The sequence below is a fragment of the Streptomyces sp. NPDC051738 genome (genome assembly GCF_044453205.1).
In the GTDB taxonomy this organism is placed as follows: Bacteria; Actinomycetota; Actinomycetes; order Streptomycetales; family Streptomycetaceae; genus Streptomyces.
Genome location: NZ_JBITCM010000008.1, coordinates 73,828 through 87,692 on the forward strand (window position 1 = coordinate 73,828; position 13,865 = coordinate 87,692).

General features: G+C 71.1%; 15 protein-coding genes. 11 read left to right on the plus strand and 4 right to left on the minus strand.

Features of this window, described 5'->3' with window-relative positions; genetic code table 11:
- The first annotated feature begins 191 nt into the window (after positions 1–191).
- The gene (locus tag ACIA8X_RS20115; RefSeq protein ID WP_393450923.1) at positions 192–629 is read left to right on the plus strand and encodes a hypothetical protein; all 438 of its coding nucleotides are present in this window, start codon (positions 192–194) and stop codon (positions 627–629) included.
- A gap of 83 nt (positions 630–712) precedes the next feature.
- Here the strand turns inward: ACIA8X_RS20115 and ACIA8X_RS20120 are convergent, their stop codons facing one another.
- Positions 713–1,339: a TetR family transcriptional regulator gene (locus ACIA8X_RS20120; RefSeq protein WP_393450920.1), complete on the minus strand. Its 627-nt coding sequence runs from the start codon at positions 1,337–1,339 to the stop codon at positions 713–715.
- 164 nt (positions 1,340–1,503) lie between these two features.
- Between ACIA8X_RS20120 and ACIA8X_RS20125 the strand changes: the two genes are divergently transcribed.
- From ACIA8X_RS20125 to ACIA8X_RS20135, 3 genes are all read left to right on the plus strand, one after another.
- The gene (locus ACIA8X_RS20125) at positions 1,504–1,656 is read left to right on the plus strand and encodes a hypothetical protein (protein ID WP_393450917.1); all 153 of its coding nucleotides are present in this window, start codon (positions 1,504–1,506) and stop codon (positions 1,654–1,656) included.
- Positions 1,657–1,699: 43 nt separating this feature from the next.
- Positions 1,700–1,972: a DUF4190 domain-containing protein gene (locus ACIA8X_RS20130; RefSeq protein WP_393450914.1), complete on the plus strand. Its 273-nt coding sequence runs from the start codon at positions 1,700–1,702 to the stop codon at positions 1,970–1,972.
- Between the two features lie 195 nt (positions 1,973–2,167).
- Positions 2,168–3,343 (plus strand): cysteine desulfurase family protein, encoded by a 1,176-nt coding sequence (locus tag ACIA8X_RS20135; protein ID WP_393450911.1) that lies wholly within the window; start codon positions 2,168–2,170, stop codon positions 3,341–3,343.
- 4 nt (positions 3,344–3,347) lie between these two features.
- Here the strand turns inward: ACIA8X_RS20135 and ACIA8X_RS20140 are convergent, their stop codons facing one another.
- Positions 3,348–4,013, minus strand: coding sequence for an N-acetylmuramoyl-L-alanine amidase (locus ACIA8X_RS20140; RefSeq protein ID WP_393450908.1), 666 nt, complete (start codon positions 4,011–4,013; stop codon positions 3,348–3,350).
- A gap of 59 nt (positions 4,014–4,072) precedes the next feature.
- Here ACIA8X_RS20140 and mnmA point away from each other — a divergent pair, with 59 nt between their 5' ends.
- Entirely contained in the window at positions 4,073–5,203 is a 1,131-nt protein-coding gene (mnmA, locus tag ACIA8X_RS20145) for a tRNA 2-thiouridine(34) synthase MnmA (RefSeq protein ID WP_399458798.1), read from the plus strand.
- A 25-nt stretch (positions 5,204–5,228) separates the two neighbouring features.
- On the opposite strand, the gene ACIA8X_RS20150 is transcribed toward mnmA, so the two are convergent.
- Entirely contained in the window at positions 5,229–6,011 is a 783-nt protein-coding gene (locus ACIA8X_RS20150) for an alpha/beta fold hydrolase (RefSeq protein WP_393450902.1), read from the minus strand.
- Positions 6,012–6,048: 37 nt separating this feature from the next.
- Positions 6,049–6,372: a DUF427 domain-containing protein gene (locus ACIA8X_RS20155; protein WP_393450899.1), complete on the minus strand. Its 324-nt coding sequence runs from the start codon at positions 6,370–6,372 to the stop codon at positions 6,049–6,051.
- Between the two features lie 50 nt (positions 6,373–6,422).
- On the opposite strand from ACIA8X_RS20155, the gene ACIA8X_RS20160 reads away from it, so the two are divergent.
- The 6 genes from ACIA8X_RS20160 (at position 6,423) to gatC (ending at position 13,863) form a co-directional block, all read left to right on the plus strand.
- The gene (locus ACIA8X_RS20160; RefSeq protein ID WP_399458799.1) at positions 6,423–6,962 is read left to right on the plus strand and encodes a TIGR00730 family Rossman fold protein; all 540 of its coding nucleotides are present in this window, start codon (positions 6,423–6,425) and stop codon (positions 6,960–6,962) included.
- Positions 6,963–6,980: 18 nt separating this feature from the next.
- Positions 6,981–7,679 carry an SDR family oxidoreductase gene (locus tag ACIA8X_RS20165; RefSeq protein ID WP_399458800.1) on the plus strand — a complete coding sequence of 233 codons (699 nt, stop codon included), beginning with the start codon at positions 6,981–6,983 and terminating at the stop codon, positions 7,677–7,679.
- 50 nt (positions 7,680–7,729) lie between these two features.
- Positions 7,730–8,737 carry a methionine synthase gene (locus ACIA8X_RS20170; RefSeq protein ID WP_399458801.1) on the plus strand — a complete coding sequence of 336 codons (1,008 nt, stop codon included), beginning with the start codon at positions 7,730–7,732 and terminating at the stop codon, positions 8,735–8,737.
- A gap of 15 nt (positions 8,738–8,752) precedes the next feature.
- The gene (gene ligA, locus ACIA8X_RS20175) at positions 8,753–10,945 is read left to right on the plus strand and encodes an NAD-dependent DNA ligase LigA (protein ID WP_393450887.1); all 2,193 of its coding nucleotides are present in this window, start codon (positions 8,753–8,755) and stop codon (positions 10,943–10,945) included.
- 272 nt (positions 10,946–11,217) lie between these two features.
- Positions 11,218–13,437, plus strand: coding sequence for a putative bifunctional diguanylate cyclase/phosphodiesterase (locus ACIA8X_RS20180; RefSeq protein ID WP_393450884.1), 2,220 nt, complete (start codon positions 11,218–11,220; stop codon positions 13,435–13,437).
- 129 nt (positions 13,438–13,566) lie between these two features.
- Positions 13,567–13,863, plus strand: a complete 297-nt coding sequence (gene gatC / locus ACIA8X_RS20185) for an Asp-tRNA(Asn)/Glu-tRNA(Gln) amidotransferase subunit GatC (RefSeq protein ID WP_031485327.1) — start codon at positions 13,567–13,569, stop codon at positions 13,861–13,863.
- The last annotated feature ends 2 nt before the right edge of the window (positions 13,864–13,865 follow it).

Below are 13,865 nucleotides of genomic sequence, written 5' to 3' on the forward strand. Positions count from 1 at the left end.
CGCTTCTGTCACGGCCTTGTACCAGCGAGTAGCGTGACGCTCCGAGGAAACTCGCAGGTCAGCGAGGTGACTTGAGGTGTGCTTTGCCCGGCGCACAGGCCGTCGACAGCAGGCCCTCAAGGAAGCCCTAAGCGGCGTTGGTTGAGTTCCGGCTCCCAGGACTTTCCTCATCTTCCATGGAGCTGTTTCTCATGAAGCGTGCGCGTCTCCTTCCCGCCGTGGCCCTGCTGGCGCTCTCGCCGTTGGCCCTGGTGGCCTGCGGGTCCGGCGACTCGTCGTCGAACTCGAACAGCGGCAACTCCGGTCAGCAGTCATCGTCGTCGTGCCAGCCGCCGAGCGGCACTCAGTCGGGTGCGCCGAGCGGTGCCCCGTCCGGCGCGCCGACCGCCCAGGCGTCCGGTGCGCCCTCCGGTGCTCCGTCGGGGGCACCCTCGGGCGCTCCGAGCGGCGCGCCCAGCGGCGGCCCCGGCGGCGGTCAGGGTGGGGCTCAGGGCGGCGGTCAGGGTGGCCCCGGCGGTGGTCAGGGCGGCGGCTGCGGCGGTCCGGGCGGTGGCCAGGGTGGCGGGGCGGCCCCCAGCGGTGCCCCGAGCGGCGCGCCGAGCGCGGCGGCCTCGGCGACCAAGAACTGACGCAAATCGCTGTACGGCAGGGGCGGCACTCCCGGTGAACGGGGGTGCCGCCCCTTGGTGTTGCCGGTCGTCGTGACCGCCGTTCAGTCCAGCCAGTGCTCGCGGCCGATGCTGATCAACCGCATCTGGCGGGTCGCGACCTGGGCGACGCGCCGCCGTTCCTCCTCCGACGCCTCCAGGGCGTCCAGGAACAGCGAGGCAGCCATCAGCATCTGGTCGACGTAGAGGTTGGCGAGCATGAGGAGGTCGTCGTCGTTCCAGCCCTCGGAGACCGGGTCCTTGGTGAGCGCGACCTTCACCTCCTCGGCGAAACGGGCCAGTTGATCCTGGATCGCCTCTCGGACCGACTGCACTCCGCCGTGCCGTTCACGGGCGATGAAGCGGATGTGGGCCGGGTGCGTCTCGACGTGCCGGGCGATCAACTCGACGGCGCGCTCTATGCGCTGGTCGCTGTCGCCGGCGGACGTGACGATCCTGCGGATCATGGGGTGCAGGCTGCCGAGCGCCTCTTCGACGAGGGCGACGCCGAGGTCGGCGGTGGAGCGGAAGTGCCGGTAGAAGGCCGTCGGGGCGACGCCGACCGCACGGGTGACCTCGCGCAGACCCAGACTGCTCAGGCTCTGCTCCTCCAGGAGTCCCAACGCCGCGTCCAGGAGGGACTGCCGGGTCTTCTGTTTCTGGGCCTGCCGGATGCCGAGGGTGTGACTCATACCATGCAGTTAACAACTGTTCTCTGGAATTGAAAAGCCGTGGGGCGCGCTAGACTCTGAGTCAGTGAACAACTGTTACTACAACTGTTCACCGAAACGTAACGCGAGAGATCACACAAGAGATCACGAGAGATCGCGAACGATCTCAAAGGGGGATCCGACCCATGCTGTTCCTCGTTGCCGCGCTCCTGCTGCTGGGCGTGCTGCTGGGCGCCGTGGCCCACGCACCGCTCGGCTTCACCGTCGTCGCCGCCGCCGTGATCGCCGTCTGGCTGGCCGTCTTCGCCGCCCGCGAGCGACTCGCCCGCCGCCACTGACTCCGTCAACCGGACCGAACCGACTTCTCAGGAGCTGATACCCATGCAACTCACCGCACCGGCCACCGCCCGCCCCGGCACCCGCACCCGCGACGCCGACGGCATGGCCGTGGCGTCCTTCGTCCTCGGCCTCCTCGGCCTCCTCGTCTTCAACATCTTCCTCGGCCCGGTCGCCATCGTCCTTGCGGCGGTGTCCCTGTGGCGCGGCACGAAGCGCAAGGGCCGGGCGTACCTGGGCATGGGCCTGGGCGTTGCCGACCTGCTGGTCCTGCTGGCGTTCGTGCAGATGGACAACACCTTGTCGTGGAGCTTCTAGGAGTCGCGAGCAGGGGTATGCGGAGCTGACGGCGAGCGGCCGGGGACGAGCCGCAGCCGCGAGACGACCGCGTACCGCCGGGTGCGCCGCCACCCACCTCAACGGCGGCGCGGGGCAAGGCGTACGACCTGCCCGCAGCCCGCGGCAACCTTGGCGCAAGGCCGGCTGACCGTGGCCCGTAGAATCGGCGTCACCATGGCTTACCTCGACCACGCCGCGACGACCCCCATGCTTCCGGAGGCGGCAGAGGCACTCACCGCCCAGCTGGGCGTCACCGGCAACGCCTCCTCCCTCCACGCATCCGGCCGCCGCGCGAGGCGCACCGTCGAGGAGGCCCGCGAAACCCTCGCGGAAGCGCTCGGCGCCCGCCCCAGCGAGGTCGTCCTCACCTCCGGCGGCACCGAGGCCGACAACCTCGCGGTCAAGGGCCTTTACTGGTCCCGCCGCGACGCCGACCCGGCAGGCACCCGCACCCGCGTCCTGGCCAGCCCCGTCGAACACCACGCCGTCCTCGACGCCGTCCACTGGCTCGCCGAGCACGAGGGCGCGAACGTCGAGTACCTCCCGGTCGACTCCCACGGACGCGTCCACCCGGACACCCTGCGCGAGGCCATCGCCCGCAACCCCCACGACATCGCCCTGGCGACCGTGATGTGGGCCAACAACGAGATCGGCACCCTCATGCCGATCCGTGAACTCGCGGACGTGGCAAGGGAGTTCGACGTCCCCCTGCACGCCGACGCCGTCCAGGCCTTCGGTCAGGTCCCCGTCGACTTCGCCGCCTCGGGCCTCGCGGCGATGACGGTCTCCGGACACAAGATCGGCGGCCCCTACGGCATCGGTGCGCTGATGCTCGGCCGTGAGTACACCCCCGTACCCGTCCTGCACGGCGGCGGCCAGGAACGCCACGTCCGCTCCGGCACCCTCGACGTCCCCGCCATCGCCTCCTTCGCGGTCGCCGGCCGGCTCGCCGCCGAGCAGCGCGCATGGTTCGCCACCGAGATCGGCGCCCTGCGCGACGCCCTGGTCGAGGCGGTCCGTACGGCCGTCCCGGACGCGATCCTCGGCGGCGACCCCGCACCCGGCGGCCGCCTCCCGGCCAACGCCCACTTCACCTTCCCGGGCTGCGAGGGCGACTCCCTGCTCCTCCTCCTGGACGCCCAGGGCATCGAGTGCTCCACCGGCTCCGCCTGCACCGCGGGCGTCGCCCAGCCCAGCCACGTCCTCCTCGCCACCGGCACCGACCCCGACCTGGCCCGCGGCACCCTGCGCTTCTCCCTCGGCCACACCTCCACGGAGGCCGACGTCGAGGCGGTCGCCAAGGCGATCGGGCCGGCCGTGGAACGGGCGCGGGCGGCCGGGCTCACGTAGGCCGCTACGCGGGCGCCGTACGAGCCGCCCGCACCAGCTTCATGTACCGGTCCCAGTCCCAGTGCTCCCCGGGATCCGTGTGGTCGGTCCCCGGCACCTCCACGTGCCCGATGATGTGCTCGCGGTCGACAGGAATGTCGTTGCGCGCGCATATCCCGGCCGTGAGCCGCGCCGAGGCCTCGTACATCTCGTCCGTGAGGTCCTGCGGCCGGTCCACGAAGCCCTCGTGCTCGATGCCGATACTGCGCTCGTTGTAGTCGCGGTTGCCCGCGTGGTACGCCACGTCCAGCTCGCGGATCATCTGCGTGATGTGGCCGTCCTTGCGGACGATGTAGTGCGCGGCGGCGCCGTGATCCGGGTCCTGGAACACCTTCACCGCGCTGGCGAAGCTGCCCTGGGTGACATGGATGATCACCATGTCTATGCCGTAGTCGTCGGGCCGGTCCGCCCGCCGCCAGTTCGCGTCCGACGCCGCCACCCACCGCGCGCCCGCGAAGTCGACCTCGCCCTCCTTGCGCGGCTTCTCCACGCCCGGCACCCGCCACCACAACCTCGCGAGCTCGTCGCGGGCCAGCACGGCCGAGCCCGCCGCCGCCACTGCCCCACCGATCAGCAACGCGCGACGCCCGACCTTCCGGTCGCCGTCCTTCGGAGCCTTCCGCTGTCCCATGTGATCGTCAACGGATACCCGCGGGCCCTGGTTCCCGCGCCCCGTACCCTGGAAGGGTTATGACTGACACCGCGCAGCCCTCCCGCCCCCTCCGCGTCCTCGCCGCCATGTCCGGCGGGGTCGATTCCGCCGTCGCAGCCGCCCGCGCGGTCGAAGCGGGCCACGACGTCACCGGCGTCCACCTCGCGCTCTCCGCGAACCCCCAATCCTTCCGCACGGGCGCGCGAGGCTGTTGCACCATCGAGGACTCCCGCGACGCCCGCCGCGCCGCCGACGTCATCGGCATCCCCTTCTACGTGTGGGACCTCGCCGACCGCTTCCGCGAGGACGTGGTCGACGACTTCATCGCCGAGTACGAGGCCGGCCGCACCCCCAACCCCTGCCTGCGCTGCAACGAGAAGATCAAGTTCGCGGCGCTGCTCGACAAGGCGCTGGCCCTCGGCTTCGACGCGGTCTGCACGGGCCACTACGCGACGGTCGTCCTGGGCGAGGACGGCACGCGCGAGCTGCACCGCGCCTCCGACATGGCCAAGGACCAGTCGTACGTCCTCGGCGTCCTGGACGAGCAGCAGCTGGCGCACGCGCTGTTCCCGCTCGGCGACACGCTGACGACGAAGGACGAGATCCGCGCCGAGGCCGAGCGCAGGGGCCTCGCGGTCGCCAAGAAGCCCGACTCGCACGACATCTGCTTCATCGCCGACGGCGACACCCAGGGCTTCCTCGCGAACCGCCTCGGCAAGGCGGAGGGCGACATCGTCGACGAGTCGGGAGCCAAGCTCGGCACCCACGAGGGCGCGTACGGCTTCACCATCGGCCAGCGCAAGGGCCTGCGCATCGGCACCCCGGCCGCCGACGGCAAGCCGCGCTACGTCCTCGACATCTCACCGGTCGACAACACGGTGACGGTCGGCCCGGCGTCCGCCCTGGACGTCACCGCCCTCACCGCCATCAAGCCCCGCTGGTGCGGCGCCGCCCCGACCGGCCCCGGCACCTACACCGCCCAGCTGCGCGCCCACGGCGGCGAGACCGAGGTGACCGCCGAGTTCGTCGACGGCTCTCTGGAGGTCACGTTCACCGAGCCGGTCCGCGGCGTGGCTCCCGGCCAGGCGATCGTCCTGTACGACGGCACGCGCGTGGTGGGCTCGGCGACGATCGCGTCCACGGTGCGGGCGACGCCGACGACCGTCTGAGGCGGTGCTCCCCGCGCCGGTCGGGTCACCCCTCGAAGAACTCCGCGAGCACCGGCCCGAGGATATTCGGCTCCACCATGTGGGTCTGCCCCTCCAGGCTCCGGTACGTCCCCTCGGGCACGGTCTCCGCGATCGTCCGCGTCGCCTCGCGCATCCAGGAAGGGCTGGCGCCGCCCGCCACGGCCAGCAGCGGGGCCGTGATCGAGGCCAGTCGTTCCCGGGGCACCAGACCGTCGCCCATCACGGCGTTGTCGTAGGCCAGGCTCGGTGCGATCGCCTCCATCCCGGCCCACATGGGTGACTGGCGGGCGCCCTGGATCGTCTGCTCGGCCATGCCGGTGAGCCGGAGGAAGAGCTCGACGGCGTCGCCGCGTCGCCCCTGCGCGAGCGCCTCGGCCAGGTTCGCGGTGTACTCGGCCTGCTGTGCGGCGCCGCCCTCCAGGAAGTCGGCGAACGGCACCTCGTACACCGCGACCTGACGCACCGGCAGCCCGCTCGCCGCCGCGTCGAGCACGAGCGCACCGCCCGACGAGACGCCGCACAGGGCCGCCTCGCCGCCCACCGCCTCGATCAGCGCGGCGAGATCCTCGACCTCGCGCTCCACCGTGTACGGCGCCGTGTCCCCGCTCTCTCCGCGTCCGCGCCTGTCGTAGGCGACGACCCTGAAGCGGTCGGACAGAGGCACGGCGAGCGGTGCCACCGTGCCCCCGGTGGACATCGCCCCACTGACGAGGATCACGACCGGACCCTCACCCGTGATCTGGTAGGCGATGGAGGTGCCGTCGGCCGAAATGGTCTTCTTGTCCATGCTTGTGCAGGTTGCCGCACGGCGCGGATCTAACCGCTCACGACACTTCGACTTCGTAGAAGCAGAGGTGGTCCTTGATCGCGGTCACGTCCGGCTTCGGGTCCGGGTACGACCAGACGAGGTCCGTCGCGTCCGGCAGCGACCAGTAGGAGGCGGTTCCCTTGAAGGGGCAGTAGGTGTGCGTCTCGGAGGGTGTCAGCAGGTCCAGGCGTACGTCCTCGGGCGGGATGTAGTACCGCGCGGGGCAGCCTGTCTCCCGCAGGATGAGCGGGCGGTCGCTCTCGGCCAGGATCTGGTCGCCGTGAAGCACCCGCACGCGTCGCGTGCCCTGCTCGATCGTGATCTCGTGTCCTTGAGCCATACCGGAAAAGCGCTCGCGGGCCCCCGGTTCTTCCCGCGTACGGTGGCTGCATGCGAATCTGCGTCTTCCTCTCCGCCGCCGACCTCGACGACCGTTACACGCGCCCCGCGCGCGAGTTCGCGAAACTGCTGGGCAAGGGCGGGCACGCGCTCGTGTGGGGCGGCTCCGACGTCGGGCTGATGAAGGTCGTCGCCGACGGGGTGCAGGAGGCGGGTGGTCGGCTCGTCGGGGTCTCCGTCGAGTTCCTGGCGGCCAAGGCGCGCGCCGGTGTCGACGAGATGGTCATCGCCAAGGACCTCGCCGAGCGCAAGAGGCTGCTGCTGGAGAAGGCCGACGCGGTGGTGATCATGGTCGGCGGCACGGGGACCCTGGACGAGGCGACGGAGATCCTGGAGCTGAAGAAGCACGGTCACACCGACAAGCCGGTGGTGCTGCTCAACACCGCGGGGTTCTACGACGGCCTGAAGGAGCAGTTCCGGCGCATGGAGGACGAGGGTTTCCTGCCCCGCCCGCTGACCGACCTGGTGTTCTTCGCGGAGGAGCCGGTGGGCGCGCTGGCCTACCTGGAGGAGAGCCAGGGGATCGAGTGACCTCCTCCTGATGCGAGCATGGCGGGCATGGCTACTCATGTGATCACCGGAGCGGGCTCCGGCATCGGCGCGGCCGTCGCCCGCCGCCTGCACGCGCGCGGGGACGAGCTCGTCCTGCACGCGCGCGACGCGGGCCGTGCGAAGGAGCTGACGGCCGAGTTTCCCGGCGCTAGGACCCTGGTCGGCGACCTGGCGGACCCGGACAAGCTGTCCTGGGCCTTCTCCCACCAGTCCCTGCCCGACCGGGTGGACTCCCTGCTCCACATCGCCGGGGTCGTGGACCTGGGCCCGGTGGGCGACCTGACCCCGAAGACCTGGCGCCACCAGCTCAACGTCAACCTGATCTCCCCGGCCGAGCTGACCCGCCACTTCCTCCCCCAACTCCGCGCCACCGGCGGCCACGTGATCTTCGTGAACTCCGGCGCCGGCCTCAACGCCCACGCCGGCTGGTCCGCGTACGCCGCCTCCAAGCACGGCCTCAAGGCCCTCGCGGACTCCCTCCGCCACGAGGAACACGGCAACGGGGTCCGGGTGACCACCGTCTATCCCGGGCGCACGGCGAGCCCCATGCAGGCCAAGGTCCACCAGCAGGAGGGCAAGGAGTACGACGCCTCGAAGTGGATCGACCCCGAGTCGGTGGCGACGACGATCCTGATGGCCCTGGACCTGCCGAGGGACGCGGAGGTCAACGATCTGACGGTGCGGCCGGGGCGCTGACGCGGCTCGGGTGGTGAAACCGGGGGCCGCCGGTTACATACGCTGTCCAGGTGAGTGACAACACCCAGTTCACCTTCGCCCCCGCCACCGGCGTCGGCTCCATGCCCGGCGGTGACGCCCGTGAGGCCGCCAAGACCGTGACCGGGTCCTTCGAGGACTTCCCGCACCTCGCCGAGCTGCCCGCCCGCGGACCCGGTGCGGACATGATCGGGCGGTCCGCCGGAATGCTCGTCGAGCTGTACGCGCGCGTGGAGCCCAGCGGGTGGCGGCTCGGGGACCGGCCGGGGCGGGACACCAGGCGGGCCCGGTCGTGGCTGGGGGAGGACCTCGACGCGCTGGAGGAGCACACGCAGGAGTACGAGGGGCTGCTGAAGGTCCAGGCCGTGGGGCCGTGGACGCTGGCCGCCGCGCTGGAGCTGAGGAACGGCGAGGCCGCCCTCTCCGACGCCGGCGCCTGCCGCGACCTGGCAGCCTCCCTCGCCGAAGGGCTGCGGCTGCATCTGGAGGAGGTCCGGCGGCGCGTACCCGGCGCCCGCATCGTCCTCCAGCTCGACGAGCCCTCCCTCGTCGCCGTACTGCGCGGCCAGGTCAGGTCCGCCAGCGGCTACCGCACCCACCGGGCCGTGGACCGGCAGATCGTCGAGGCCACCCTCCGCGACGTCGTCGGGGTTCACGGCGACGACCCCGTCGTGGTCCACTCGTGCGCACCGGACGTCCCGTTCGCCCTGCTGCGCCGGGCGGGCGCGGCGGCGATCTCCTTCGACTTCTCCCTTCTCACCGAGCGTGACGACGACGCGATCGGTGAGGCGGTGGAAGGGGGCACGCGGCTCTTCGCCGGTGTCGTCCCGGGCACGGACGGCCCGTTGTCAGACCCTGCCGGTAGCGTCATGGGTGTCAGGACGTTGTGGCGCAGGCTGGGGCTGTCACCGGGGCTTCTCGCGGAGGCGGTCACGCTCACGCCGTCGTGCGGACTCGCGGGGGCCTCCCCCGAGTATGCGCGGGGGGCTCTCGCCCACTGTGTCCGGGCGGCGAGATCCCTCGCGGACAACCCAGAGTAACGGGAGGACATTACGGTGGCCGGCGACAAGCAAGCGGAGACGACGGTGCCCGCCGAGGCACGGGAGCAGCACGCGAAGCTCGCTGAGCAGATCGAGGAGCACCGCTTCCGGTACTACGTGAAGGACGCTCCCGTCATCAGCGACGCGGAGTTCGACAAGCTCCTGCGCTCGCTCGAAGCGCTGGAGGACGAGCATCCGGAGCTGCGCACCCCGGACTCGCCGACCCAGAAGGTCGCGGGCGCGTACGAGACGGAGTTCACGGCGGTCCAGCACCGCGAGCGGATGCTCTCGCTCGACAACGCCTTCGACGACCTGGAGCTGGCCGCCTGGGCCGAGCGCGTCCACAAGGACGTCGGCACGTCGAAGTTCCACTTCCTGTGCGAACTCAAGGTCGACGGCCTCGCCGTCAACCTCACCTACGAGCAGGGCCGCCTCACGCGCGCGGCAACTCGGGGCGACGGCCGCACCGGTGAGGACATCACGCCCAATGTCCGTACGATCGCGGACATCCCGGACCGGCTGAGCGGCGACCGCATCCCGGACCTGGTGGAGATCCGCGGCGAGGTCTACTTCCCGATGGAGAAGTTCGAGGAGCTCAACGCCCGCCTGGTCGAGGCCGGCGACAAGCCCTTCGCCAACCCGCGCAACGCCGCCGCCGGTTCGCTCCGCCAGAAGGACCCGCGCGTCACCGCGACCCGCCCCCTGCACATGGTGGTCCACGGCATCGGCGCCCTGGAGGGCTTCGACGGCATGACCCGCCTCTCGGAGGCGTACGACCTGCTGAAGACCTGGGGCCTGCCCACCGCCCGGCACAACAAGGTGGTCGACGACCTCGACGGCGTCCGGGAGTTCATCGCCTACTTCGGCGAGAACCGGCACTCCGTGGAGCACGAGATCGACGGCGTCGTCGTCAAGCTCGACGAGATCCCCCTCCAGGGCCGCCTCGGCTCCACCTCGCGCGCGCCGCGCTGGGCGATCGCGTACAAGTACGCGCCGGAGGAGGTCAACACCAAGCTCATCAACATCCGAGTGGGCGTGGGCCGTACGGGCCGGGTCACGCCGTATGCCCAGGTCGAGCCGGTCACGGTCGCGGGCTCGGAGGTCGAGTTCGCCACCCTGCACAACCAGGACGTCGTGAAGCTGAAGGGCGTCCTCATCGGTGACACGGTGGTGCTGCGCAAGGCCGGTGACGTCATCCCCGAGATCCTCGGGCCCGTCGTCGACCTGCGCGACGGCAGCGAGCGCGAGTTCGTGATGCCGGCCGAGTGCCCCGAGTGCGGTACGGCGCTTCGGCCCATGAAGGAGGGCGACGTCGACCTGCGCTGTCCGAACGCCCGTACCTGCCCGGCCCAGTTGCGCGAGCGCCTGTTCTACCTCGCGGGCCGCAAGGCGCTGGACATCGAGCACTTCGGCTATGTCGCCGCCGCCGCGCTCACCAAGCCGCTGGAGCCGGCCGAGCCGCCGCTGGTGGACGAGGGCGACCTGTTCGACCTGACCGTCGAGCAGCTGCTGCCCATCAAGGCGTACGTCCTCGACCAGGACAGCGGGCTGCCCAAGCGCGACCCGAAGACCGGCGAGGAGAAGATCGCCACGGTCTTCGCCAACCAGCAGGGCGAACCGAAGAAGAACGCGATCGCGATGCTGGAGAACATCGCCGCCGCCAAGCAACGCCCGCTCGCGCGTATCCTCACCGGCCTGTCGATCCGTCACGTCGGACCGGTCGCCGCCGAGGCGCTGGCCCGCGAGTTCCGCTCCATCGGCCGCATCGAACAGGCCAGTGAGGAGGAGTTGGCGAACACCGACGGCGTGGGCCCGATCATCGCGGCCTCGCTCAAGGAGTGGTTCGCCGAGGAGTGGCACCAGGAGATCCTTCGCAAGTGGAAGGCCGCCGGCGTCCGCACGGAGGAGGAGGGCTCCGGCGAGGACGAGGGGCCGCGCCCGCTGGAAGGGCTTACCGTCGTCGTCACCGGCACGCTGGAGCACTTCACCCGTGACGGCGCCAAGGATGCGCTGCAAAGTCGCGGAGCGAAGGTGACCGGTTCCGTTTCGAAGAAGACATCTTTTGTTGTCGTAGGTGACAGCCCGGGGTCCAAATACGACAAGGCCATGCAGCTCAAGGTGCCTGTTCTGAACGAGGACGGATTCAAAGTCCTGCTGGAACAGGGGCCCGAAGCGGCGGCCGAAGTTGCCCTCCCCACAGAGGAGTAACGGTTGAAGGCCACCCGATAGGCGCATACCAGATGCATACGGGTGGCTGGGGCGCATTCGGGCAACCGTCGACGACCGGGGCCCGTGGAAGCCTTCTGCGGCCTACTGTTGAGGGGTGCGCCTGCCGTGCCCAGCTGCGGTTGGGGCATCCCCTTGCTCTTGAAGGGCTTTTGCAGGGAGGGGGAAGGGTTTTCCAACGCGGTGCCGTTGAGGGTTGTTGTCGGGCATCGGGCCGCGTGGCGTGGGCACCGCCGGCTGTGAGAGGGACGGGAATGGAACCGACCGAGAGTGCCGCCCCGGACTCACGACTGCGCCGGCTCGCCGGCGCATGGCGAGGGTGGGCGACGCGGACCGCGCAACGTTCGCGCGCGGAAAGAGGCGCGGGGAGCGCCGCCGGACCGCACACCGTGGCGGACGGCGGCGCCGCCGCGCGCGCCGCCGGGCTGCCGGGGTCCGACCACGAACGGCACCTGTCCTGGCCCGCGCTGCCCGCGGCGGTCGTCGCGGCGGCCGGGTTCGTGCTGGGCGCCGGGTTCTACCGGGCGTTCACCGGAAACCACGCCCTCTTCCCGTCCGGCACCGTCGGTTGGTCCCTGGCGGTGCTGACCGGCGTCATCGTCGGCCATCTGGTGGCGCTCGGCCGCGCCCGCTGGTGGGGCGGCACCGGCTCCGGCGCCGCGCTCACCCTCGCCGTGCTGATGCTGTACGGCTGGGTGCCCGCGGGCATGGTCAGCCTCACCGTCGTCGTCCTGGTCGGCATCGCCCGCCGGGGCCGCTGGCGGCAGGGCGTACTGCACGGCGCGGTGGACATCCTCGGCATCGCCGCCGGCGCCCTCGTGCTGGCCGCCTTCGGCCGCGTGCCCACCGTCGAGAACCCCTGGAACCCCGACACCTGGACGCTCTACACCGCCCCCGGCGTGGTGCTCGTCGCCGCCGCATACCTGGCGGTCACCCGCGTCCTGCTCTGGTATCTGCACACCCCGCACGGCGGCCTGCCCACCGTCGCCCGCACCGCCCTCGTCAGGCAGGGCCTGGTCGCCGTCGCGCTGCTCGGCATCGCACCGCTGGTGTGCGTTGTCGCCATCGCCAAGCCCCTGTTGCTGCCGCTGTTCTCCATCCCCCTCATCGCCCTGGACTCCACCCTGTGGATCGCCCGGGCCAGGGCGGAGGAGCAGCTGCGCGACCCGCTGACCGGGCTGCCCAACCGGCAGTGGCTGCTGGAGCGCATCTGGACCGCGCTCGACGACGCCGAGCGCATCGGCGCCCGGTCCGCCCTGATGCTGATCGACCTCGACCGGTTCCGATCGGTCAACGACACGCTCGGTCATCTCGCCGGTGACCGGTTGCTGCTGCAGATAGCGGACCGACTGCGGCTCGCCCTGCCGCGCGGAGCGGAGGCCGCGCGGCTCGGCGGCGACGAGTTCGCCGTCTTACTGCCGGTCGCCGACTCCACGACGTCCGCGACCCGGGTCGCCCGCGGCCTGGTCACCGCCCTCAGCTCCCCGCTCGACCTCGACGGGCTCACCCTGGTCCTGGAGGCCAGCGCCGGAGTCGCCGTCTTCCCCGACCACGCCCTCGACGCCGAGGGGTTGCTGCGGCGCGCGGACGTGGCGATGTACCAGGCGAAGCGGGACCGTACGGGCGTAGAGGTCTACGAGTCGAAGCGGGACTCCAACACCCCGGACCGGCTGGGCCTGCTGGGGGATCTGCGCCGGGCGCTCGACGCGCACGAGGTCGAACTGCACTACCAGCCGAAGGTCCGCTTCGACGGACAGGTCGCCGGCCTTGAGGCGTTGGTGCGCTGGGTGCATCCCGAACGCGGGAAGGTGCCGCCGGACGAGTTCATAGCGATCGCCGAGTCGTCCGGTCTGATGCCGCATCTGACGGAGTACGTGCTGGAGACGGCGCTCGGGCAGGTGGCGCAGTGGCGCTCGCAGGGTCTGTTCGTGCCGGTGGCGGTCAATGTCTCGCCCCGTGACGTCCACACCCCCGGATTCGCGGGTTCCGTCGCGGCGCGGCTGGCCCGGCACGGTGTTCCGGCGGGAGCGCTCCAGCTGGAGATAACGGAACACGTCCTCCTGGAGGACCCGCAGCGGGCCGCCGACACGCTCGCCGGGCTGACCGGGCACGGCGTGAAGATGTCCCTGGACGACTTCGGCACGGGGTACTCGTCCCTCGTGCACCTCAGACGGCTGCCGGTGAGCGAGCTGAAGATCGACCGCTCGTTCGTGGCGCGGCTCGCGTTCGACGTCGAGGACGCGGAGATCGTGCGCTGCACGGTGGACCTGGCGCACTCCCTCGGTCTGCTCGTCGTCGCCGAGGGCGTCGAGGACGACGAGACCTGGGAACGCCTGCGGGACCTGGGCTGCGACGCCGTCCAGGGGTGGCTGGTCGCGGCGGCGATGCCGCCGGAGGAGACGACGGCTTGGCTGCGGGCACGGGGTTCGCGGGGGTGGCAGAGGCCTCGGGCGGCGCTTCCTGCCGCCGAGTAACTTGTGGGGCGTACATGTGAGTGCCGGGGCAGGCGTACGCCCGCCCCGGGGAATCCGTTTCACGGGCACAGGCCCCCGCCCCATAGGATTGGGCCCAAACACCACACACTCACCCCAGAGGATCGCTGCATGCCTGGCATCACGCGCGAGGAGGTCGCCCACCTCGCACGGCTGGCGCGTCTGGAGCTGAAGCCCGAAGAGCTCGAGCACTTCGCGGGACAGCTGGACGACATCATCGGCGCGGTCGCACGCGTCAGTGAGGTCGCCGACCAAGACGTACCGCCGACCTCGCACCCGCTCCCGCTGACGAACGTCATGCGCGTGGACGAGGTCCGTCCGTCGCTCACCCCCGAGCAGGCGCTCTCCGGCGCCCCGGCCCAGGAGCAGCAGCGTTTCAAGGTGCCGCAGATCCTGGGGGAGGACTAACC